Annotated in this window: 26 protein-coding genes; 10 read left to right on the forward strand and 16 right to left on the reverse strand. The window is 71.2% G+C overall.

What is annotated here, in order from left to right:
• The first annotated feature begins 90 nt into the window (after positions 1-90).
• On the forward strand, positions 91-1,614 hold the full coding sequence (locus I8D64_RS13235) for an APC family permease (RefSeq protein WP_200503254.1): 1,524 nt from the start codon (positions 91-93) through the stop codon (positions 1,612-1,614).
• Here the strand turns inward: I8D64_RS13235 and I8D64_RS13240 are convergent.
• Positions 1,604-2,539, reverse strand: coding sequence for a CPBP family intramembrane glutamic endopeptidase (locus I8D64_RS13240; RefSeq protein WP_200503255.1), 936 nt, complete (start codon positions 2,537-2,539; stop codon positions 1,604-1,606). The two genes, I8D64_RS13235 and I8D64_RS13240, sit on opposite strands and share 11 nt — an antisense overlap.
• A 66-nt stretch (positions 2,540-2,605) precedes the next feature.
• Positions 2,606-2,857 carry a hypothetical protein gene (locus I8D64_RS13245; protein ID WP_200503256.1) on the reverse strand — a complete coding sequence of 84 codons (252 nt, stop codon included), beginning with the start codon at positions 2,855-2,857 and terminating at the stop codon, positions 2,606-2,608.
• Between the two features lie 37 nt (positions 2,858-2,894).
• Here I8D64_RS13245 and I8D64_RS13250 point away from each other — a divergent pair, with 37 nt between their 5' ends.
• Entirely contained in the window at positions 2,895-3,683 is a 789-nt protein-coding gene (locus tag I8D64_RS13250; protein ID WP_200503257.1) for a fructosamine kinase family protein, read from the forward strand.
• A gap of 22 nt (positions 3,684-3,705) precedes the next feature.
• On the opposite strand, the gene I8D64_RS13255 is transcribed toward I8D64_RS13250, so the two are convergent.
• Positions 3,706-4,539, reverse strand: coding sequence for a methyltransferase domain-containing protein (locus I8D64_RS13255; RefSeq protein ID WP_200503258.1), 834 nt, complete (start codon positions 4,537-4,539; stop codon positions 3,706-3,708).
• The gene (locus I8D64_RS13260; protein ID WP_200503259.1) at positions 4,536-5,507 is read right to left on the reverse strand and encodes an EamA family transporter; all 972 of its coding nucleotides are present in this window, start codon (positions 5,505-5,507) and stop codon (positions 4,536-4,538) included. Before I8D64_RS13260 ends, I8D64_RS13255 begins: the two co-directional genes overlap by 4 nt.
• A 71-nt stretch (positions 5,508-5,578) precedes the next feature.
• Here I8D64_RS13260 and I8D64_RS13265 point away from each other — a divergent pair, with 71 nt between their 5' ends.
• From I8D64_RS13265 to I8D64_RS13275, 3 genes are all read left to right on the forward strand, one after another.
• Complete coding sequence (locus tag I8D64_RS13265) at positions 5,579-6,571, forward strand: LysR family transcriptional regulator (RefSeq protein ID WP_200503260.1); 993 nt, start codon at positions 5,579-5,581, stop codon at positions 6,569-6,571.
• A complete protein-coding gene (locus I8D64_RS13270) occupies positions 6,568-7,611 on the forward strand; it encodes a cation diffusion facilitator family transporter (RefSeq protein ID WP_200503261.1) in 1,044 nt (347 codons plus the stop codon). Before I8D64_RS13265 ends, I8D64_RS13270 begins: the two co-directional genes overlap by 4 nt.
• 83 nt (positions 7,612-7,694) lie before the next feature.
• Complete coding sequence (locus I8D64_RS13275) at positions 7,695-8,114, forward strand: YccF domain-containing protein (protein ID WP_200503262.1); 420 nt, start codon at positions 7,695-7,697, stop codon at positions 8,112-8,114.
• A 45-nt stretch (positions 8,115-8,159) separates the two neighbouring features.
• On the opposite strand, the gene I8D64_RS17850 is transcribed toward I8D64_RS13275, so the two are convergent.
• Genes I8D64_RS17850 through I8D64_RS13295 form a run of 4 tightly spaced genes read right to left on the reverse strand, consistent with a single transcriptional unit; the run spans position 8,160 to position 9,914 of the window.
• Positions 8,160-8,909: a VOC family protein gene (locus I8D64_RS17850; protein ID WP_200503263.1), complete on the reverse strand. Its 750-nt coding sequence runs from the start codon at positions 8,907-8,909 to the stop codon at positions 8,160-8,162.
• Between the two features lie 10 nt (positions 8,910-8,919).
• Positions 8,920-9,318, reverse strand: coding sequence for a serine/threonine protein phosphatase (locus I8D64_RS13285; protein ID WP_200503264.1), 399 nt, complete (start codon positions 9,316-9,318; stop codon positions 8,920-8,922).
• A 55-nt stretch (positions 9,319-9,373) separates the two neighbouring features.
• Entirely contained in the window at positions 9,374-9,634 is a 261-nt protein-coding gene (locus I8D64_RS13290; RefSeq protein ID WP_200503265.1) for a Txe/YoeB family addiction module toxin, read from the reverse strand.
• Between the two features lies 1 nt (position 9,635).
• Positions 9,636-9,914, reverse strand: a complete 279-nt coding sequence (locus tag I8D64_RS13295) for a type II toxin-antitoxin system Phd/YefM family antitoxin (protein WP_200503266.1) — start codon at positions 9,912-9,914, stop codon at positions 9,636-9,638.
• A 147-nt stretch (positions 9,915-10,061) separates the two neighbouring features.
• On the opposite strand from I8D64_RS13295, the gene I8D64_RS13300 reads away from it, so the two are divergent.
• The 4 genes from I8D64_RS13300 to I8D64_RS13315 all read left to right on the forward strand — a co-directional run bounded on the left by I8D64_RS13300 (position 10,062) and on the right by I8D64_RS13315 (position 13,631).
• Positions 10,062-10,946, forward strand: a complete 885-nt coding sequence (locus I8D64_RS13300) for an oxidoreductase (protein ID WP_200503267.1) — start codon at positions 10,062-10,064, stop codon at positions 10,944-10,946.
• Positions 10,947-11,011: 65 nt separating this feature from the next.
• Positions 11,012-11,863, forward strand: a complete 852-nt coding sequence (locus I8D64_RS13305; RefSeq protein ID WP_200503268.1) for an alpha/beta fold hydrolase — start codon at positions 11,012-11,014, stop codon at positions 11,861-11,863.
• Positions 11,860-13,173 (forward strand): MFS transporter, encoded by a 1,314-nt coding sequence (locus tag I8D64_RS13310; RefSeq protein WP_200503269.1) that lies wholly within the window; start codon positions 11,860-11,862, stop codon positions 13,171-13,173. Before I8D64_RS13305 ends, I8D64_RS13310 begins: the two co-directional genes overlap by 4 nt.
• A 26-nt stretch (positions 13,174-13,199) precedes the next feature.
• Positions 13,200-13,631: a VOC family protein gene (locus I8D64_RS13315; protein ID WP_200503270.1), complete on the forward strand. Its 432-nt coding sequence runs from the start codon at positions 13,200-13,202 to the stop codon at positions 13,629-13,631.
• 58 nt (positions 13,632-13,689) lie between these two features.
• Here I8D64_RS13315 and I8D64_RS13320 read toward each other — a convergent pair whose 3' ends face one another.
• From I8D64_RS13320 to I8D64_RS13345, 6 genes are all read right to left on the reverse strand, one after another.
• Positions 13,690-14,382 carry an aspartate/glutamate racemase family protein gene (locus I8D64_RS13320; RefSeq protein ID WP_200503291.1) on the reverse strand — a complete coding sequence of 231 codons (693 nt, stop codon included), beginning with the start codon at positions 14,380-14,382 and terminating at the stop codon, positions 13,690-13,692.
• Between the two features lie 23 nt (positions 14,383-14,405).
• A complete protein-coding gene (locus I8D64_RS13325) occupies positions 14,406-15,542 on the reverse strand; it encodes a low temperature requirement protein A (RefSeq protein WP_200503292.1) in 1,137 nt (378 codons plus the stop codon).
• A 182-nt stretch (positions 15,543-15,724) separates the two neighbouring features.
• Positions 15,725-16,105 (reverse strand): DUF2255 family protein, encoded by a 381-nt coding sequence (locus I8D64_RS13330; protein WP_200503271.1) that lies wholly within the window; start codon positions 16,103-16,105, stop codon positions 15,725-15,727.
• Positions 16,106-16,212: 107 nt separating this feature from the next.
• Positions 16,213-17,031, reverse strand: coding sequence for an SDR family NAD(P)-dependent oxidoreductase (locus tag I8D64_RS13335; RefSeq protein WP_200503272.1), 819 nt, complete (start codon positions 17,029-17,031; stop codon positions 16,213-16,215).
• Between the two features lie 72 nt (positions 17,032-17,103).
• Complete coding sequence (locus I8D64_RS13340; protein ID WP_200503273.1) at positions 17,104-18,018, reverse strand: alpha/beta hydrolase; 915 nt, start codon at positions 18,016-18,018, stop codon at positions 17,104-17,106.
• Between the two features lie 67 nt (positions 18,019-18,085).
• Complete coding sequence (locus tag I8D64_RS13345) at positions 18,086-19,024, reverse strand: alpha/beta hydrolase (protein WP_200503274.1); 939 nt, start codon at positions 19,022-19,024, stop codon at positions 18,086-18,088.
• A 185-nt stretch (positions 19,025-19,209) separates the two neighbouring features.
• Between I8D64_RS13345 and I8D64_RS13350 the strand changes: the two genes are divergently transcribed.
• Entirely contained in the window at positions 19,210-20,103 is an 894-nt protein-coding gene (locus I8D64_RS13350) for a helix-turn-helix domain-containing protein (protein WP_200503275.1), read from the forward strand.
• 116 nt (positions 20,104-20,219) lie between these two features.
• Here I8D64_RS13350 and I8D64_RS13355 read toward each other — a convergent pair whose 3' ends face one another.
• Positions 20,220-20,402, reverse strand: a complete 183-nt coding sequence (locus tag I8D64_RS13355) for a hypothetical protein (protein ID WP_200503276.1) — start codon at positions 20,400-20,402, stop codon at positions 20,220-20,222.
• A gap of 139 nt (positions 20,403-20,541) precedes the next feature.
• The coding region (locus tag I8D64_RS13360; protein ID WP_214651250.1) for an HNH endonuclease signature motif containing protein at positions 20,542-21,128 on the reverse strand (587 nt) is incomplete at its 5' end.

A 21,128-nucleotide genomic window follows, 5' to 3' on the forward strand; every position in this document is an offset into this window, starting at 1 on the left:
ACTATGCTCGCCCCGGCGCAGAGACGGTGTCCCTTCACCCGGACGACCTCCGCGCCCCTCCTCCGCCCCCGCCAGAGAAGAGCACCCGGCATGACCCAGATCGGCCCCGACGGCAGCACCCGCTTCGCCGAGGAGCAGAACCAGGTGCTGCATCGGACGCTCGGGCGCTTCGACATCGTGTTCATCGTGGTCTCGGCGGTCGTCGGCCTCGAGATGCTCGGCTCAGTGTCCTCGCAGGGGCCGGAGACGTTCACCTGGCTGGTCTTCCTGATCATCGTCTTCCTGGTGCCCTACGCGCTGGTCTTCGCCGAGACCGGCTCCGCGTTCGTGGGCGAGGGCGGCGTGTACCTGTGGGTGCGCCAGGCCTTCGGTCGCCCTGCCGCCGCCGTGGCCTCGGCGTTCACCTGGATCACGCAGCCCGTGTGGGTGGGCGGGTCGATGGCGTTCCTGTGCGCGGAGGCCGCCCGTGAGCACCTCGTGCACTTCGCGGCTGGCTCGTTCGCCGACTACGCCTTCAAGACCGCGTTCATCTGGATCACCGTGCTCGCGGCGATCCTCTCCCTGAAGCGCGCGAAGTGGATCCCGACGATGGGCGCGGTCTGCAAGATCGTGTTCCTGGCCCTGTTCATCCTCACCGCGGTCATCTATGCGGCCCAGCACGGCGTGCAGAGCCTCGCGATCGGCGACTTCTCCCCCACCGTCCAGGGCTTCATCACCCTGACCCCGCTGCTGCTGTTCGCGTTCCTGGGCTTCGAGTCGGGCTCGAGCGCCTCGGGCGAGATGAAGAACGCGGAGAAGGACGTCGCCTTCTCCGTGCTGCGCTCCTCGGCGATGGCCGGCGTGCTCTACCTGATCCCGGTCTTCACGATCCTGCTGGTCATCCCCCACTCCGACATCGACGGGGTCTCCGGTCTGCTGCGCGCTGTCGCGACCGTGTTCTCCGTCTACGGCGCCGCGGCGCCCGTCGTGCTCACCGCCGCGGTCGCCCTGTTCCTGCTCGCGAACATCGGGCAGGGCGCGGCCTGGATGATCATGTCCGACCGCATGCAGGCGATCGCCGCGGCCGACGGCTCTTTCTTCGGCGGCTTCTTCGGGAAGTTCCACCGGAGCCTGGGCACCCCGATCCGCGTCAACCTGCTCTCCGGCACGGTCGCGACGGTGTTCATGATCGCCGCGATGCAGCTGACCGGCTCGAGCGCGGCGCTGTTCAACGTGGTCCTCTCCGTCGCGATCACCACCTACCTGTTCAGCTACCTGCTGGTGATCCCCGCGGCCGTGCGCCTGCGCCTGCGCTTCCCGGACCAGCCGCGGCCCTTCCGCGTGCCCGGCCCGAACGGCGTGTTCGTGGCGCTGGGCGTCGTGAGCACGGCGTTCGTGGCGCTGGGCTCCTGGGTCTCGGTGTTCCCGGGCACCCTGGAGACGCTTCTGGGCGTCCACTACGACTTCTCGAGCGCGATGGGGGTGCCCTACACGTCCTTCGAGGCGCTCACCCTGGGCACGATCGTCTTCATCATCGCGATCGCCCTCGTCGGCTTCGTCGCCGGACGCGGCCTGCGGCGCGAGACGGTCGCGGCGGAGTCGGCCGCGGTGGAGGGCTCCGGGATCACCCGCTGATCCCGTCCTTCGCCCGTCGGCCGACGGGCCCGAGCATCCTCCCGCGCCGCATGGCGAGGACCAGCATCACCACTCCCGCGGCGAGCCCGACGAGCACGGTGACGAGCGAGCCCTCGATGCCCATCGAGCCGCCCGTCAGCCACGTCGGCCCGTCGATGTCCGCGATCAGCAGGCCGTTCTGCCGCCCGGTGCCGGAGACCACGGAGGAGAACACGCCCGCCTGCACCGTGTTCCAGGCGATGTGGATGCCGATCGCGAGCCACAGCCGGCGCGTGAGCAGGTAGGCGGCGCCCAGCAGGATCCCCGCCTCGACCACGAGCCCCAGGGCGCTGGCGGGGCTCGCGCCGTCGTTCGTGAGGTGGATCAGGCCGAAGACGAGCGAGGTGAGCACGAGCGCGCCCCAGCTGCCCATCCAGGCGTCGATGAGCCGCAGCAGGATGCCGCGGAAGAAGATCTCCTCGACGAACCCGGCGCCGATGCCGATCGCGAGGGGCGCGAGCAGCTGCGGGGAGGCCGCGATGCCGGTGAACCGGTAGCCGCCGAGCAGGGCGATCAGGGCGACGCTCAGCGAGATCAGCACGGCGCCGATGATGAGGCCGACGACGAGCTCCGCGAGCTTGCCGCGCCCGCGCAGGGCGAGACCCGGGCTGCGGCCGACGGGCCCGACGATGAGAAGGAAGCCGCCGACCCCGATCGCCGCGGCGATCACGGCGCCGAGAAGGAACGCCCAGGGCATCGGCCCGTCCGCGACGTCACCGCCGGCGAGAACGGAGGCGAGGACCGAGACCGCCCCCATCACGACCTCGGCGACGAGGAAAAGGACGACGCCGAGGATCAGCTGGAGCCAGCGACGGCGGTCGCTGCGGTCGATGGGGTCGAGCGGGTCCGTCGGGCGGAGGGTGGGAGGCGGGGCCGAGGTGCTCATGGCACCGATCATGGACCCGTTGGGCTCCCGTGTCCCGGCCCGGGCCCGAACCGTCGGGTCGCCGGGTCAGGGGGCGTCGTGCCTGCCCGACCCCTCCTCGCCCTCCGCGGGGACGTCGAGGGTGATGGTGCCGCTGTCCAGGAAGTCGGCGTCGCGTCGGGGAGCCGTCTCGCTCGCGCTCTCGGCCTCGGCGACCTCCTCGATGCCCTCGTCGGGCCGCGACCAGGGGAAGGCGGCGGTCGGCGGGAGCGAGGGGATCGCGCCGCGTCGCAGGGGGTTGCGGGGCTGCTTCTCGTCGGCGGATTCGTCCTCGGTCATGGTGGTCTCCTCTCCGTCGTCATGCCTACGGTGGCACATGGCTGATTTCGTGAAGCAGCGACCCGGCGCCCCGCAGGGCTTCTACGCCGCCGAGGCCGCGGGCCTCGCCTGGCTCGCGGCACCGCGCGCGGTGCCCGTCGTCGAGGTCCTCGAGGAGGGCGCGGATCATCTGCGGCTCGCGCGCCTCGAGTCGGTGCGGCCGTCCCCGGAGGACGCCCGCGCCTTCGGCGAGCGCCTCGCCCACCTCCACGATGCGGGCGCCGAGGGCTTCGGCGCCGCCCCGTCGGACACCTCGTGGTTCGGTCCGCTCGAGAGCCCCTTCGAACTGCCGACCACCGCCCGCGAGGACTTCGCGATCTTCTGGGCGCAGGACCGCCTGGAGCCGCTGGCCCGTCGGGCGGCCCCGCAGCTCGGGCCCGACGGGTCCGCCGCCGTCCACAGCGCGATCGAGGCGATCGCGGGCGGCGCCTTCGACGGCGTGAGCGGCGAAGGACGCGAGGACCCCTCGCGCGTGCACGGCGACCTGTGGTCCGGGAACCTGATGTGGACGTCGTCGGGCGGGACGCTCATCGACCCCTCGGCGCACGGAGGCCACCGCCTCGAGGACCTCGCGCTGCTCACGATGTTCGGTGCGCCCCACCTCGACGCGATCCTCGCGGGCTACGAGGCCGCGCATCCGATGCCGACGGGCTGGCGCGAGGACCTCCCCGCGCACCTGTTCTTCGCGCTGCTCGCGCACGTGGTGCTGTTCGGCGGGAGCTACGGGGCCGAGAGCGTGCGCGTCGCCGAGCGGATCACCGAGCGCGCCCGGGATCTCGCGGGCTGAGCGCGGCCCGAGCGCGCTCCCGTCACACCCGCGTGAGGATCTCCCCGTGCAGCAGCACGAACCAGCCGGCGGGGTCTTCGGCCCAGCGCTTCCAGTCCTCGCCGATGGCGTCGAGCTCGTCCTGGCTCGCGCGGCCCGCGTCCAGGAGCTGCTGGGCGACGGCGCCCGCGGTGATGCGCTGCGAGGAGGATCCGGCCCAGAAGGCGCGGTCGGCCGGGGTCGCGTAGCACCAGGTGCCCGCGCCGGGCTCCACGTCGCCCAGCCCCGCCTCGAGCGCCCAGCCCAGCAGGCGCCGGCCGGCGTCGGGCGTGCCGCCGTTGTCGGCCATGGCCTCGATGAACAGTTCGCGCCAGCGGTCCAGACCCGGCAGCTCGGGCCACCAGCGGAAGGCGCCGTAGTCGGCCTCGCGGGCGGAGACGATGCCGCCGGGCGCGGTCACGCGGCGCATCTCGGCCAGCACGCGCACGGGATCGGCGACGTGGTGGAGCACCTGGTGGGTGTGGGCGACGTCGAAGGAGTCGTCCTCGAAGGGCAGGTGGTGGGCATCGGCCGCGCGGACCTCGACGCCCTCGAGGCCCTGGCGGGCGAGCTCGTCGCGGGTGATCCCCGCGGACTCCTCCGAGACCTCGATCGCGGTGACGTTCTCGGGGCCGACGATGCGGGCGAGGTCCGCGGTGATCGTGCCCGCGCCGCTGCCGACGTCGAGCACCCGCATGCCCTCGCGCAGGTGCGGGAGCAGGTGCGCGGCCGAGTTCTCGGCGGTGCGGTGGCGGTGGGAGGAGAGCACCGCGTCCTCGTAGCCGTGGGTGTAGTGGTGCTCGTGACCAGGGTGCTCTGCGGCCGGGTGATCGCTCATGGCCGCGACGCTACGCGCGCCTCCTCGGCCCCGGGCGCAGGTCTCGCGATCTGACGTTCCTGGTCGGGCACGGTCCCTTCGGGCAGTCGTGCCCGTCGTGCCCGTCCCGGCGCCCACGAGGCCAGCAGCACCCCGCCGACCACGAGCACGCCCCCGGCCAGCTCGAGGGGGGCGACGCCCTGGGAGAGCACGATCCAGGCCGCGCTCATCCCCACCACGGGCACCAGCATCGAGAAGGGCGCGACGGATCCCGCGGGATGGCGCGACATCAGCCAGCTCCAGATCCCCGAGGCGACCAGCGTCGCGATGACCACGGTGTAGAGCAGGCCGAGGATCGCGAGCAGGCCGCGGGAGGTCAGGAGACCGTCGGCGGAGGCGGCGATGCGCTGCGGCCCCTCGACAAGGAGGGAGAGCGCGAGCGTGGGGATCGGGGGGATCACCGACATCCAGAGCACGAGGCGCAGCGGCTGCGTCGAACGGGCCTCGCGCGTGCAGATGTTGCCGATCGCCCAGCCGAGGCCCGCGAGCAGGGTGAGGACGAAGGGCCAGATGGCGGCGTTCTCCGCCCGGTGCCAGCCGACGACGGCGAGGCCGAGGACCGCCACCGCGATCCCGATCCCGGCGCGCCGGCCCAGCGATTCGCGGGTGAACAGGACGCCGAGGAGCACCGTGAACGGGGCCGAGGCCTGCAGCACGAGGGAGGCGAGGCCGGCGGGCATGCCCAGCGTCATCGCGATGTAGAGCAGTGAGTACTGGGCGACGCCGAAGCCGAGGCCGTAGCCCAGGAGCCAGCGCAGCGGGACCTGCGGCGGGCGCACGAGAAGCACGGTGGGGATCGCGATGAGGGCGAAGCGCAGCGCGACCAGGAACAGCGGGGGGAACTGGGCCAGGGAGGCGTCGATCGCCAGGAAGTTGACGCCCCAGATCGCGGCGACGGCGATGGCGAGGAGGCGGTGACGGCTGGGCATGGGTCCACGGTGCACCCGCGCTCACTTCAGCACAATCGCAGAGTTCTGCACCATCGTTGTAGCGTTGCTGCATGGACGTGCGCCACCTGGAGCTCCTGCGCGAGTTCGCCGCGCGCGGCAGCGTCACCGCCGTCGCCGCCGCGACCCACCGCACCCCGTCGGCCGTCTCGCAGCAGCTGCGCGCCGCCCAGCGCGACCTCGGGGTGCAGCTCGTGCGCCCGCAGGGCCGGGGCCTCCGGCTCACCGAGGCGGGCCGGCTGCTGGCCCGCGGCGGGGACGAGGTCGCCGAGGCGGTCGCCGCGATCGCCTCCCGGCTCGACGACCTGCTGGGCGCGCCCAGCGGCACGGTCGACGTGCTCGCCCTCGCGAGCGCCGCCGTCTACCTCTACCCGCAGCTGGTGTCGACGCTCGAGGGCTCCGGGATCGACCTCGTCCTGCACGACGACGACATCGCCGAGACCGCCTTCGCCCAGCTCACGGCGGATCACGACATCGTCATCGGCCATTCGCTCGCCGGCCCGGCACCCGCGGGCAGCGAGCGCTGCCGGGTGGTCCCGCTGGGGGCGGAGCCGCTGGACGTGGCGATGGCCGCCGACCATCCGCTGGCCTCGCGCACGTCCCTCACCGCCGCCGACCTCGCGGACCAGGAGTGGATCGGCGTTCCCGAGGGGTTCCCCTTCGACCGTGTGCTGCAGACGATCTCGCTGGCCACGGGGAATCCCCTGCGCGTGGCCCAGCGCCTGCGCGACAACCACCTCATCGAGGCCCTCGTCGCGCGCAGCGACCTCCTCGCGATCCTCCCGCGCTTCACCACGCGCACCGATCGCGGGATCGCCCTGCGCCCCGTGGAGGGCGTGCCCACCCTGCGCCACGTGAGCGCGCTGATGCGGCCCGACGCGGCGCAGCGCTCGGCCGTGCGGCGGGTGCTCGAGGTGCTGCGCGAGGCGGCCGACGCAGCGACGCAGACCGCCGCGGGCGCACAATGGACGGGCGCACAGTGGACGGCCGACCCGAGGGCCGGCACGGCCCGCAGCACCGGAGACGAGGAGAGGGACGAGGCATGAGCACAGCCCCGCAGGAGGCTCACCCGGCGCCGCTCGCGCCGACCCCGCAGGCCGGGGACGACTCCGATGGCTCCTCCGGCAGCGGCTTCACGGTCGTCCTCGCCTTCGGCGCGAACCTGCTGGTGGCGATCGCGAAGTCGATCGTCGCGGCCCTCACGGGATCCGCCTCGATGCTCGCCGAGGCCGCGCACTCGTGGGCCGACACCGGCAACGAGGTCTTCCTCCTGATCGGCGAGCGGCGCGCCCGCAAGCCGGCGGACGCAGCCCATCCCATGGGCTACGGGCGCTCGGGCTACGTGTGGGCGATGTTCGCTGCGATCGGCCTGTTCGCCGTGGGCGCCGGGGTGTCGATCTGGCACGGCATCCAGTCGCTCGGCGCGAGCGGCGACGAGGGTGCCGACTACACGTGGGGCTACGTGGTGCTCGGCATCTCCTTCCTGCTCGAGGGCACCTCGTTCCTGCAGGCCCTGCGCCAGACGCGCGCGGGGGCGAAGCGGCGCCGGATCAGCCCGCTGCGCTACGTGCGCACCACGTCCGACCCGATGCTGCGCGCGGTGTTCGCCGAGGACTCGGCGGCGCTCGTGGGCCTCGTGATCGCGGGCCTGGGACTGTTCCTGCACCAGATCACGGGGAACGCTATGTGGGACGCGCTCGGCTCGATCCTCGTCGGCGTGCTGCTGGGCGTGATCGCCGTGATCCTCATCGGCCGCAACGCCTCGCTGCTCACCGGAGAGGGCGGGACGCCGCTGGTGAGGAACCGCCTGCTCGCGATCCTCGAGGAGAACCCCGACATCGAGACGGTGACCTTCCTGCACACGGAGTGGATCGGAGCGAACAAGCTCTTCGTGGTCGCGTCCGTGGACGTGGTCGGCGACGTCAAGGAGTCCGAGCTGCGCGAGAAGGTGCAGGCCGTGGAGGATCTGCTCGAGCGGGAGGACGACGTGGAGCGCGCGCTGCTGACGCTCGCGCGCCCCGGGGACACGACCCGGCTCGAGCCCTCGCCGCTGCCCGACTGGTACGAGCCGGCCGACGAGGGCTGAGGGCTCGGGGCCGAGAACCGGACGCCGAGGACCGGGGGAAACCCCCATCGACGTCCCCGCGCCGCCCCGCCTACGATCGGGGCATGCGTGGAATCCTCACCCTGATCCTGAACATCATCTGGCTGCTCACCGCGGGCTGGTCGCTGTTCCTCGGCTACGTGCTGGCCGGGATCATCGCCTGCATCCTGGTGGTCACGATCCCCTTCGGCCTGGCGTCCTTCCGGATCGCCGGCTTCGTGATCTGGCCCTTCGGGCGCGAGGTCGTGGACACCCATCGCGGCGGCGCGATGAGCGCCGTGGGCAACGTGATCTGGTTCCTGGTCGCCGGGCTGTGGCTGGCGATCGCGCACGTGCTGACGGCCGTCGCGCAGGCCGTGACGATCATCGGCATTCCGCTGGCCTGGGCGAATATCAAGCTGATCCCGGTCACCTGCTTCCCGTTCGGCAAGGAGGTCATCTCCTCCTCCGATGCCCGGGCGCAGATGTTCCCGACCGCCCGCTGAGGGCGGTCGTCTGCGGAGGCGGACAGCCCCGTCGGCGCCGTCGGCTCAGGCGCCCGACGGCGCGGGCAGCACGCAGAACTCGTTGCCCGAGGGGTCGGTGAACACCCGCCAGGGCAGGTCGCCCCAGTCGGGGTGCTGCTCGGCGCCGCCGCGCGCGACGATCCCCGCGGCGACCGCGTCGGCGTCCTCGCCCGCTCCGAGCCGCACGTCGAGGTGCATCCGGTTCTTGCCGTCGGCCGCGCGCTTGGGTGCCGGTTCCGCGCACATCTCGAGCAGCGGCCCGCGGCGCGAGGGATGGCGCAGAGACGCGTCGGCGACGCCCTCGACCGGCGTCCATCTCGTCAGCCACGACCAGAACTCCCGGTCGCGCGAGGGATCGGCGGAGTCGAGCGGGAGCGCGGCGATCGGGCCCGTGCCGCGATAGGCCGCGCGCTCCTCCATCACGCAGAAGGGGTTGCCCTCGACGTCGCCCAGCACCACCCACGGCACGTCGCGCTGTCCGATGTCCAGGTGCCGTGCGCCGAGGGCGAGGGCCCTCTCGACGACATCAGCCTGACCGGGCCCGCCGAGCAGGTCGAGGTGAAGGCGCAGGGGCTCGGTCGGCGGCACGGGGACGGGCTGGAGGCAGACGTCGAGGAAGGCGCCCAGCTCGGGGCCGTTCCCGGGATCGAGGTGCACGCGCATCTCGAACCCCTCCGGCCCATCGGTGAGGGGCTCGGCGTCCAGCAGCTGCCGCCAGAAGCCGCCCAGGCGGTGCGGATCGACCGCGTCGATGACGATGTTCTCGAGATGCACGGCGTCCCCCTCAGCGCGCGGCGCCCGCGAGCCGCAGCCGGTCGGTGGGCAGCGCGACGTCGATGCCGCCCACGAGGTCGATGGCCTTGGCGACGTGCCCGGACATGTTCTCGATCGCGCGGCCGACGACGACGCGGTCGCGATCGATCTCGCGGATGCGCACGCGCGTCCACCCCGCCCCCTCCTGCAGCAGCCAGTCCTCGGCGAGGAGCCGCAGGCCGATCCCGTCGAGCACGGCCTCCGCCTCATCCAGGTCCATCGGCTCGCCGCGGCGCTGCCACAGCAGGTCGTAGGGGACGAAGCCGCCGTCGGCGGTCATCTCCATGTAGCCCACGTGCTCGCCGTCCTCGGCGCGCAGGTGGTCGAAGACGTCGGCCGCATCGGGACGCGGGGAGGCACCTGTGCTCATGGCGTGCGAATCTACGCGGCGCCGTCGGGGATGGCGAGGGGTTTGCGCGCCGGGCTCACCCGTAGTGGTACCGGCACGCGGCGATGCGCACTTCGTCCGCGCCCACGAGCTTGTAGACGAGCCGGTGCTCGTCGGTGATCCGGCGGGACCAGTAGCCGGCGAAGTCGTGCTTGAGGGCTTCGGGCTTGCCGATCCCCTCGTTCCCGTTCCGGGCGATGTCCTTGAGGAGCGCATTGATGCGGCGGAGCACCCGACGATCCTGCGCCTGCCACCAGAGGTAGTCCTCCCAGGCGTTCTCGTCCCAGACCAGCCGCATCTCAGGCCCGATCCGGATCCGGACCGTTGTCCTCGATCAGCTCGTGCTCGCTGCCGGCCCCGGACTCGAGTCGCTCCATCGCGTCCAGGAGACGGCGAGCATTGCGAGGCGACCGCATGAGATACGCGGTCTCGCGCAGCGACTCGTAGTCCTCGAGCGAGAGGATCACGACCGGGTCGTGCCCCGCACGGGTGACGACGACCTCCTCGCGGTCGTCGACGACGCCGTCGAGCACCTCTGCGTAGCGCGCACGGGACTCCGTGTAACTCATCGTCTTCATGACCGCCTCGCCTCTCGTGCCGCACTCCGATCACAACCTGTACAGAAAAGTGTACGCATCGCCGGAGCGCTCGTCGAGAGCCGAGGCGCATTCCGCCCACAGCGCACCCGTTGGCGCTCCCCGTCGGCGAGGCGCAGGATGGCCCACATGAGCACTGGACACATCGGAGACCTCACCGTCCGCCGCGTCGGATACGGCGCCATGCAGCTCGCCGGCCCGGGCGTCTTCGGGCCGCCCGCCGATCCCGAGAACAACAAGAAGGTGCTGCGCCGCGCCGTCGAGCTCGGCGTGGACCACATCGACACCGCCCAGTTCTACGGCCCCGACGTCGTCAACGACCTCATCCGCGAGGCCCTGCACCCCTATCCCGAGAACCTGCGTCTGGTGACGAAGGTCGGCGCGCAGCGCGGCGAGAAGGGCGAGTGGCTGCCCGCGGGCGAACCCGATCAGCTCGTCGAGCAGGTCGAGCAGAACCTGCGCGCCCTGGGCACCGAGCAGCTGGCGATGGTGAACCTGCGCCGCTACGAGCTCGACGCCCCCGGCGGCGAGGAGCCGGACCTCGAGGAGCAGCTCGCCGCCCTGGTGACTCTCCGCGAGCAGGGCAAGGTGGCCGAGATCGGCATCTCGAGCGTCACCGCGGACACGGTGCGCCGCGCGGTCGAGGCGGCCGGCGTGGTCTCGGTGCAGAACCCCTACTCGATCCTGGACCGCTCCGGGCAGGAGGCGCTCGAGGTCGCCCGCGAGCACGGCCTCGCCTTCGTCCCGTACTTCCCGCTGGGCTCGGCCTTCACGGGCGGTCCCGCGAAGATCACGGCCGATCCGCACATCGCCGCCGTCGCCCAGAAGCACGGCGTCGCGCCCACGCAGGTGGCTCTGGCCTGGCTGCTCGCCCAGTACGAGAACGTGCTGCTGATCCCCGGCACCGCCTCCCTCGCCCACCTCGAGGACAACCTCGCGGTGGACGACATCGAGCTGGACCCCGAGGACCTCCTGCAGCTCGCGAAGGTCGAGGAGTCGCCCGTCAGCCACTGACCGGGAGGACCTCGCCGCGCGGGACGGCTTTGCCGCTCCCGAGCGGCGAGGACTACCGTCAGCCCGTGCCGAAGATCCCCTCCCCCTCCGACGGCGCCCGCATCGCCTATGACGTGACCGGCTCCGGGCCCGCGGTCGTCCTCCTCCACGGCTCCGTGCTCTCGCGCGCGATCTGGCGCGCCTACGGGTACGTCGACGCGCTGAAGAGCGACCGCACCGTGATCCGCATCGACCTGCGCGGACACGGACGGTCCGACGCCCCGCACGAGGCGTCGGCCTACACCCAGGACGCGTTCGTCGCGGACCTGATGGCCGTCCTCGACGCCGAGGGCATCGAGCGCGCGGCACTGATCGGCTACTCGCTCGGCGCGCGCATCGCCATCACCGCGGCCGTGCGCCGTCCCGAGCGCGTCACACACCTGGTCTCCCTGGGCGGTTCGGCCTCTGCGCAGCAGGGCTCGGTGGACACCGTGTTCTTCCCCGGCACCGTTCAGACGCTGCGCAGCGAGGGCATGGACGGCTTCTGCCAGGCGCAGGGCCTGGGTCCCGAGGTCAGCGGCCGGCGCGACCGCGGCACCCGCACCGCCTTCCTCGCCGCCGATCCCCTGGCGATGGCGGCCCTGTTCACGGCGACCGAGACGACCCCCGGCATCCCCGACGCCGAGCTCTCCGCGTGCCCGGTCCCCGCGCTGTGGATGGCCGGAGATCGCGACCATCCCCGCTTCGAGGAGTCCGAGCGCGCGGCGGCGCTGATGCCCGACGCGCGCTTCGTCCCCCTGCCCGGCCGCACCCACGCCGCGACCCTCGCCCCTGCCGAACCGATCCTCGAGCAGGTCCTCCCGATGCTCGACGCCGCGTCCTCGTCCACGTCCTCCTCCACCCCCTCCCCCGCATCGACGCGTCAGGAATCCGCATGACCACCTCCTCCTCGGCCTTCTCCCCCGCTTCCGGCGCTCCCGCCGCCTCCGCCCTCCCGGCCCCGCATCCGCGCCGCTGGCTGATCCTGGTGCTGGCATGGGCGGCCTTCACGATGACCTCGCTCGACCGCTCCGTGTGGGGCCCGGCGGCGCCGAGCGTGGGCCAGGCCCTCGGGGTCGCGCTGGCCTCCCTGGGCGTGTTCGCGACCTGCTACTACATCGGCTACGTGGTCTCGAACTTCCTGGGCGGGCTGGCCTCGGACTGGGTGGGGCCGCGCGTTGTGCTCACCGCGTCGATGGTGCTCGCGGGCGCCGGGATGGTGTTCTTCGGCAGCGTCGAGTCCTTCGCGCTCGGCCTCGTGGCGCAGGCGCTCGTCGGCTTCTTCGCCGGCGCCGACTACTCGGCGGGCGCGAAGTCGATCTCCTCGTGGTTCACGGGACGCGAGCGGACCTTCGCCGTCGGCCTGTTCACGACCGCGACGTCGCTGGGGACGGTGGTCGCGAACCTCGTGGTGCCCACGATGATCGCCGAGCACGGCTGGCGGCTCTCCTACCACCTGTTCGGCGCGATCTCGATCGTGCTCGGCCTGGTCATCGCCGTGCTGCACAGGTCCCGGCCCCCGCAGGCCGAGGGCGCCGAGCTCGCGACGCCGACGGCGCCGCGCACCCCGCACCTGGGACGCGTGCTGCGCAGCCGCGACCTGATCGTGCTGGGCATCGCCGGCTTCTTCTCCCTGTGGGGCACGTACGGCTTCATCACCTGGTCGAACACCCTCATGATCGAGGGCAAGGGCATCGACCCGGTGCACGCGGGCGGGATCGTCGCCCTGTTCGCGATCACCGCCGTGGTGATGAAGCCCGTGATCGGCCTGGTGGCGGGGCGGGTGCCCTTCCACCGCAAGTACCTGGCCGCAGGCATCCTCGTGCTGTTCGCGCTCATGCTGCTGGCGTTCGGGGCGCTGGGATCCCTGCCGGCGTTCTACATTGCGGCGCCCGTGCTGGGCTTCGCGGCCTACTGCTACTCGCCGATCCAGAACGCCCTGATCCTCGACTACGCGGGCGCGGGCGACTCCGGCTCGGCCGCGGGCACGCTCAACGCGGTGTGGCAACTGGGCAGCGTCGTGGTGCCGACGGTCGTGGGGGCGGTGTTCGCCTCGACCGGCTCGGTCTACTCTGCGTTCGTGACCCTCGCGATCGGCCCGCTGCTCGCGGCGCTGCTCATGCTGCCGCTGAGCGGGAGGTTCCGCTCGGCCGCACCGGAGGACGAGGCCACGGCAACCGCGCCCGCAGCGGGTCCCGCGGCAGGCTGAGCACAGCCCGACACGAGGAGCACACCATGGACCAGCGCATCACCCTCATCACCCTCGGGGTCTCCGACCTCCGCCGCTCGACGTCCTTCTACGAGGCGCTCGGTTGGCGGGGCCAGGAGGTCGAGGAGACCGTGTTCTTCCAGGCAGGAGGCATGGGCCTCGTCCTGTGGAGCCGCGAGAAGCTCGCCCGGGACTCGGGCGTCCCCGGTCTTCCGTCGGGCGACGGGTTCGACGGGATCGTCCTCGCCCAGAACCTGCGATCGGCCGCGGAGGTCGACGAGCTCATCGCACGCGCAGAGTCCGCCGGCGCCGCGATCACGCGGGCACCGGCGGAGACATTCTACGGCGGCTACGCCGGCTGCTTCGCGGATCCCGACGGCCACCTCTGGGAGATCGCCTTCAACCCCGGGCTCCCGCTCGAGGACGACGGGTCGCTGCGCATTCCTGAGCTGGGCTGAGGGAGGGGTTCGGCCGCCCCGATTCCCTTGGCCCTCCCCGGGGCGTCGAGACTGCGCCTCAATCGGCTAGTGCCGCGTCGACGGCGGCCTGCGCGTGCAGTCGCGTGGTCGGGAACACCGGGACGGGGGAGTCGTCGGCCTCGATGAGCAGCTCGATCTCGGTGCATCCCAGGATGACGCCCTGGGCGCCGCGGTCGACCAGGCGCCGGATGACGTGCTGGTATTCGCGGCGCGAGGCGTCGCTCACGACGCCGACGACCAGCTCCTCGTAGATCACGCGGTGCACGAGTGCGCGGTCCTCGGCGTCTGGGACGATCGTCTCGATGCCGTGCTCGCGCATCCTGTCCACGTAGAAGCCCTGCTCCATCGTGAAGGTGGTGGCAAGCAGGCCGACGCGGCAGAGCCCGGCACGGGCGACCGCATCGGCCGTGATGTCGACGAGGTGCAGCAGGGGGATGTCGACGGCGGACTCGATGGCATCGGCCACCAGGTGCATGGTGTTGGTGCACAGCACCAGCAGGTCGGCACCGGCCGCTTCAAGGGCGCGTGCGCGCTCGGCGAGCAGACGCCCTGCCGCATCCCAGTCCCCGGCTTCCTGCATGGCCTCGATCTCCGCGAAGTCCACGGAGTCCAGGACGATCTGCGCGGAGTGCGTGCCTCCCAGGCGCTCGCGCACGGACTGGTTGGCCAGACGGTAGTACTCGGCCGTCGACTCCCAGCTCATCCCACCCAGCATGCCGATCGTCCGCATCGTCCTCATGGTTGTCCTGCCTCTCATTCCGCCCGCGCAGCGGGCTGTCGCCAGACCAGCACGACGACGGTCAGCACCAGAATGATCGTGGTCATCGCGAAGGGGATCGGGATGACGGGGTCGATGAGCACCAGCACCGCCGCGACGGGCACCACGGTGTTGACCCAGCGGTCGGCGTTCGGACGGATCGCGAGCGCCCAGATGCCCAGCATGAACACCGCGATCGGGATCGTGTAGGCGAGGGAGGCGTAGGGCGCGTGCAGCTCGCTCGCACCGGTGATCACGTCGATCTCGACCTCGATGCCCGCGGAGAAGGCACCCGCGGCGGCGAAGATGAAGAAGTGCCCGTAGCCGTAGAGGAGGGAGCTGGCGAAGCTGCTGATCGCGTCATGGTGTGGCGGCCAGAAGTAGATCCACCACAGGGCAGCGGTCGCGACGAGCGTCAGGGAGGCGATGGAGATGAGCGGCCCGAGGGACTCCGCATCGTGCAGGGCCTCGATGATCGCATTGGCCGATCCCAGCAGGCTCTCGCCCAGCACGATCAGCGTGAACAGGCCGTAGCGCTCGGTGATGTGGTGCGGATGCCAGGGCGTGCTCTCCCCGCTCCCTGTGCTCTCGGCGACGACCGGCACGGCCACCTCGGCGAGGATCAGGACCCCCAGGGCGACGGGGAACACGACGGCGGGAAGCGCGAGGGCGACCAGCCAGAGGGCCTGCACGAGCGCGATGCCGCCCGCGTAGATCAGCGTCGCGCTGCGCGCGGATCCTGCGTGGCGGGAGGCCCGCAGCCATTGCGCGACCATGGCCAGGCGCATCACCACGTAGGCGGCAATGAGCACCGAGAAGTCCTGCTCCTCGAAGGCCGGGGCGATGCCGGAGGCGAGCACGAGGACGCCGCCCATCTGGACGATCGTGAGCACCCGGTACAGCCAGTCATCGGTCGCGAAGGAGGTCGCGAACCAGGTGAAGTTCATCCATGCCCACCAGATCCCGAAGAACACGATGAGATAGCTGAGGATCCCGTGCTCCACGTGCCCCTCGGTGAGGGCGTGGTGGAGCTGGACCGACGCAGTGCTCACGGCGACCACGAACACAAGGTCGAAGAACAGCTCGAGCGTCGAGGCGGCCCGTCCCTCCTCTCCGGGGTCGCGCGGCCGCATCGGGATCAGTCGGAAGCGGGAGGTCGCGTTCGCCGACGGAGCGTCGTGCGCGCTGGAGGAGCCCGAAGCGGCGGGACTCGGGGATGAGGGGGCCATGGGGACCATTCTGGTGGTGAGCGAGCGCGCCCCGGAAGCCGTGGACCGGCCTCCGGGGCGCGAGGGAAGGTGACGAGCGGGTGCGCTCAGTCCTCGGGGACGACCTCGAGGGTGTTGCGGCGCACCGGCTCCGTGGACATCGTCACCGAGTACTGGCTGTCCGCGTACTTCTCCAGGAAGGAGGCGTCGACGGCCGTGTTGGTCTCCTCGTCCTCGGGGTCGACGGCCACGAAGCGCACCGCCTTCTCGACCCCTCCGGAGGAGATCCGGCCGCGGCCGCTCTCGAGCGCGGGGCCGTACCACTTTCCCTCTGTGCCGTGGAAGGAGCGGATGAAGATGCGGTCGCCCACGGGGACGGACCAGATGTCGACGGTCTTGGGGGTGGTGCCGTCGGCGAGGGTCGCCCCGACGGTGAAGTAGGTCTGGGCGTTGATGCGATCCAGCTCGTCCTTCGTCCATGCAGCCATGATGTGTTCCTCTCTTCAGGATGGGTCCCGGTCTTCGGGATGGGTCCCGGTCTTCGGGTTGGGTTCCAGCGCCTTGGGCGCTGCCGGGTGCGCAGGCCCGGTCGGGATCAGCCCTGCGCGGCGAGGGTGGGGCGGGTAAGGCTCTCGGTGCGATCCCACTCCGCGAGGCGATCGCGGTGGAAGCGGCGCACGTCGTCGAGACCGTGCCCGACCACCAGCCGCAGCGGCGCATCCTCGGTGCCGGCCACCGCGACGATCGCCTTCGCCGCCTCCTCGAGGTTCCCGGGCGTCCAGTCGTACATGTCGGGGAGCTGGGCGTTCGCCGCGTCGTAGGCGTTGATGGGATGGCGGGTCGCGGTCGCTCCCTCGCCCAGCTCGGTCTCGAACACGCCGGGCTCGATGGTCGTGACCTTGATGCCGAAGTGGGCGACGGAGCGCGACAGCGCCTCGCTCATGCCCTCGACGGCGAACTTGGACGCGACGTAGGCCTCCATCCGGGGGATCCCGATGACGCCCGCGGCCGACGAGAACGTGATGATGTGGCCGTGCTTCCGCTCGCGCATCCCGGGCAGCACGCCCTGGATGACGGCCGCTGTCCCGATCACGTTCGTCTCGAACTGGGCGCGCAGGTCGTCGAGGGTGAACTCCTCGACGGACCCCTGGACCACGTAGCCCGCCGCGTTGACCACGGCGTCGAGGTCGCCGCCGAAGTGCTCCGTCGCCGCGGCGACGGCCGCGGAGATGCTCTCGGGCGAGGTGACGTCGAGCGCCGTCACGAAGATCCCGTCGCGATCGGCGAACTCCGCGGGCGCCTTCTCGGGCGTGCGCATCGTCGCCGCGACGTTCCATCCGGCGTCGGCGAAGGCCGTCGCGAGCGCTGCTCCGAATCCGGACCGCGCCCCGGTGATGAGAACTGTCTGTGCCACGTTCTGTGTGCTCCTTCTGTCTGCGGTTCGTGCGTGGGTGCCGCGTCGGCGCGGGGCCTCCGCGGCTATGTCTCAGAGCTTCGCGGCGAAGAACGGGCCGAGCTCGGCGACCGCCTCGGCGACCTCCTTCTCCCCGTCGTACATGTCCATGTGGTTCGCGCCGTCGACGACGTGGAACGTCTTGTCCTGGCTGGCGACCCGGGCGAACAGGTCATCGCTCATCCACTTCGACCCGGCCTCGCTTCCCGCGATCACGAGCAGCGGCTGGGTGAAGAAGGCCTCGGCCTTGTGGAAGGCGTCGTAGGTGATGATCTGGCTCAGGCTGCGGGTGGTCATGTAGCCGGGAGCGTTGGGATGCTCGCAGCGGGGGGTGTGGTAATACTCCCACGCCTGGCGGAGCTCCTCGTTCGGGGCGTCCTCCTCGGTCATCGGGGCCAGCGGGAACTGGTTGTCCTGGCCCGCCGCGTCCGTCGTGCGGGCCTGGGCGGCCTGCTCGAGGATCGGTGCGGCGTCGGCGTCGGCAACGTCGCCGGTCCAGCCGTTGCGGAACATCTGGCCGATGTTGACCAGGCTGACGGTTCCCACGGCCTTGATGCGGGGGTCGTCGATCGCGGCGTTGGCCGTGTACCCGGCGCCCGCGCAGATGCCCATCGCGCCGATCCGATCGGAGTCGACGTAGTCCAGGGTGGTCAGGTGGTCCACGACCGCGCTGACGTCCTCGGTGCGGATGAACGGGTTCTCCAGCTGGCGGGGCTCACCAGTGCTCGCGCCCTGGAAGGACGCGTCGTAGGCGACGGTGACGAAGCCCTGCTCGGCGAGCTTGCGGGCGTACAGGCCCGCGGTCTGCTCCTTCACGCCGCCGCCGGGATGCGAGACGACGATCGCCGGGTAGCTCTTCGAGGCGTCGAAGTCCGGGGGGAAGCTGATCACGGCGGCCAGGGTGGTGCCGTAGCCGTTGAGGGTGGTGATGTCGATGTTCTCGCTCATGATTCTCCTCTGTCGATGATGCTGGTGGTCGATGTGGTGCGGACGAAGGGGCCGTGCGGTCGCCCGGTCACAGGTGGGCGCCGAAGAACTCCGTCGCGGCCGCGAGGGCCTTGCCCGTGGGCTCCGGCTGGTCGTAGAGCTCGTAGTGGGAGACGCCCGGCAGGACCAGCAGCTGCTTGTCCTTCGAGGGCGCGCGGCCGTAAATCTCCTGGCCGTCGCGGTACGCCCCGAAGCCGCCGGGCTTCTCGCCGATGACGATGAGCATCGGCTGCGTCAGCAGCGTCTCGGCCTGGAGGAAGGCGTCCCACCCCATCGCCGCGGCGCGGCGGGAGAAGGCGGCGCTGGTGGCGCCCCCAGGGGTCCGGCCGCGATCGGTCTTGTAGTAGTCGGTCGCCTCGAGCATGTCGATGTCCTCGATGCCTGCGCTCCGGCCCTCCGCGACGGAGGCGGGCAGGTAGTCGTCCACGCGGGCGTCCTCCCCTCGCGCCTCGGAGGTGCGCTGGGCGGACATCTGCTCGAGAGCGCCGATCGGGTCATACCCGCTGAACGCCTCGCGGCTGAGCCGACCGAAGTTCACGCCGGTGATCGACGCGACCGCCTTGATCCGACGGTCGGACATGGTCGCGTTCAGCACGTATCCGCCTCCGCCGCACACGCCGATGCCGCCGATCCTGTCGGCATCCACGTAGGGCAGGGTGACGAGATGGTCGATCGCGACCCGCACGTCCTCGACGCGCTGAGCGGGGTCCTCGACCAGGCGGGGCTCACCGCCGCTCTCCCCCTGGAAGCTGGCATCGAAGGCGAGCACCACGTACCCGGCCTCGGCGAGTCCCTTCGCGTACACGTTCCCGGCGGTCTGCTCCTTGCAGCTGCCGATCGGGTGCACGCTCACGATCGCCGGGTAGGAGCCCTCGGCGTCGAAGTCCTCCGGCAGATGCAGCACGCCTGCCAGGTCCCAAGCCATTCCCGGCGAACGGAAGCGGATGTTCTTGGTCGTCTCGGTCATCGTGACCTCCTCGATCGATGTGCGGGGCCCGCGGACTGCGCCCGGTCCCCGCCGGATGTCTCCATCCTGGGACCGACGGCCGACGGGAGGAAGGTTCCATCCCGACCCCCCTCGGAGCCCATGGCAGGGAACAGGGGTCTGAGGGAACCTGGATCCGTGCGTCGAGGGCACATACCGTTCTTCGCATGGCACCCAAGGACGAGAACGTGCGGGCCTTCCTGTCCACCCGCCGCGCGAAGATCACCCCGGACATGGCAGGCATTCCCCGCGGCACCAGCGCCCGGCGTGTGCCCGGCCTGCGCCGCGAGGAGGTGGCGACGCTCTCCGGCGTCTCCGTGGACTACTACACGCGCATCGAGAAAGGGGACCTGACCGGGGTGTCCGACGAGATCCTCGATGCGATCGCCCAGGTCCTGCAGATGGACGAGAGCGAGACCGGGTACCTGTACGACCTCGCCCGTGAGGCCCGGAGGCCTGCGCGTGCCCGTGCGCGCTCCCGTCGGGGTCCGACGACCGTGCCCCCGCAGATCCGGCTCCTGCTGGACTCCATGGGCACGACGCCCGTCATTGCGTTGAGCGGGCGGCTGGACATCCTCGCGGCGAACGCCCTGGGGCGTGCGGTCTTCGACGTGGTCCACACGAGCCCCACCCGACGCACGGCCGTCTCGGCGCCGAACCTCGCCTCCTTCGTCTTCCTGGACCCGGCCGCGTCGGGGTTCTTCGACGACCTCGACGGCGCCGCCGACACCTGCGTGCGGATGCTGCGAGCCCAAGCGGGCACCGCCCCGCACGACGCGCAGCTGACACAGCTCATCGGCGAGCTCTCGACGCGGAGCGAGGACTTCCGCACCCGGTGGGCCGCCCATGACGTAGGCGACCACCGCTCGGGCTCGAAGATCCTGCATCACCCCGAGGTCGGCGAGCTCGATTTGCGGTTCGAGGAGCTGACCCTGGCCTCCGCGCCGTCGATCGTGCTATCGGCGTACATCGCCGAGCCCTCCTCGCCGACGGCCGAGCGGCTGCAGATGCTCGCGGCGTGGACCACGGGATCCGCGGTCGGCCCCGCTGCTGAGGTCTGACGCGCCTGTACCGTCCCCACCAGCGGTCCCCCGGAGGATTGCGGCGCGTGCGCGGAGACTGTCCGGAAACGGCGTGGGAGCGAGAGCGGGGAGTCCTGTCCACCTGAACGAGACGGTCAGAACCGGATGGAGACGATGACCTGGCTCCCGCCGCGCATCTCGACGTGATGGTGGATGGTGGTGTTGAGGATCAGCCGTCCCACTACACCGTTGCTGCGCCGCTTGGTGAACTTGAAGAAGCCGACCTGCAGGATCACCGTGAGGGTCTCGAAGACGAACAGGCCGCCGAGGACCACCATCAGCAGCTCGGTACCGGGCGGGCGTGCGTGTAGAGGGGCACGGTGGTGTGCCCCTCTACAGGTGGGGGTGGTGTCGCTAGGCGCGGTGACCTCGGTGTTCCGGAGGTCCGCCGACTCGTGGCCTGGTCGGGCTTTCGGGTCAGAAGGGTGGTGGTCCGGGGTCGAACTTGGGTGGTGGGTTCTGTTGCTTGCGTGGTTTTCGGGTGGTGGCGCTGATGGGGATGTCGCCGTCGTACTGGAACGTCGGGAGCGGTTGATATCGACGCCGGACGGGTTTCTCGACGGGGACTTCTTCGAGGTCGGGGGCGACGGCCTGGTCCATGTCCACGCGGGGCCACGGGTCCGGGACACCAGGCCGGACCGGCCAGGGCGAGTCCAGAACTGACGGCTCAGGCGAACCAGTCACCCAGCCGCTGGGGGTTTCGCTGTCGTGCTCGCCCGTGCCCCGCTGCTCGTAGTCGTCCTGACTGCGCTCTATCGAGTCCCAGACGGCGTCGAGCTGGGCGACGGCTTGTGGGGTGAGGAGATCGGTGTCGTCCTCGCGGAACACGCGGAAGCGTTCTTGCATCTCCCACACCGTGCCCGCGGTCCCCGCCGGGGACTCGTCCGCCTCCACACGAATCGGGTCGAGCTTGCCGGCGGTCTTCATCGCGTGGTGGAACCAGCACAGGAAATGCAGGTTCTCCACCGCCGTCCGACCACCACAGACGGGATCGGCATGGTTGT

Origin of the sequence: Brachybacterium halotolerans, assembly GCF_016623465.1 — a bacterium.
Taxonomy (GTDB): domain Bacteria; phylum Actinomycetota; class Actinomycetes; order Actinomycetales; family Dermabacteraceae; genus Brachybacterium; species Brachybacterium halotolerans.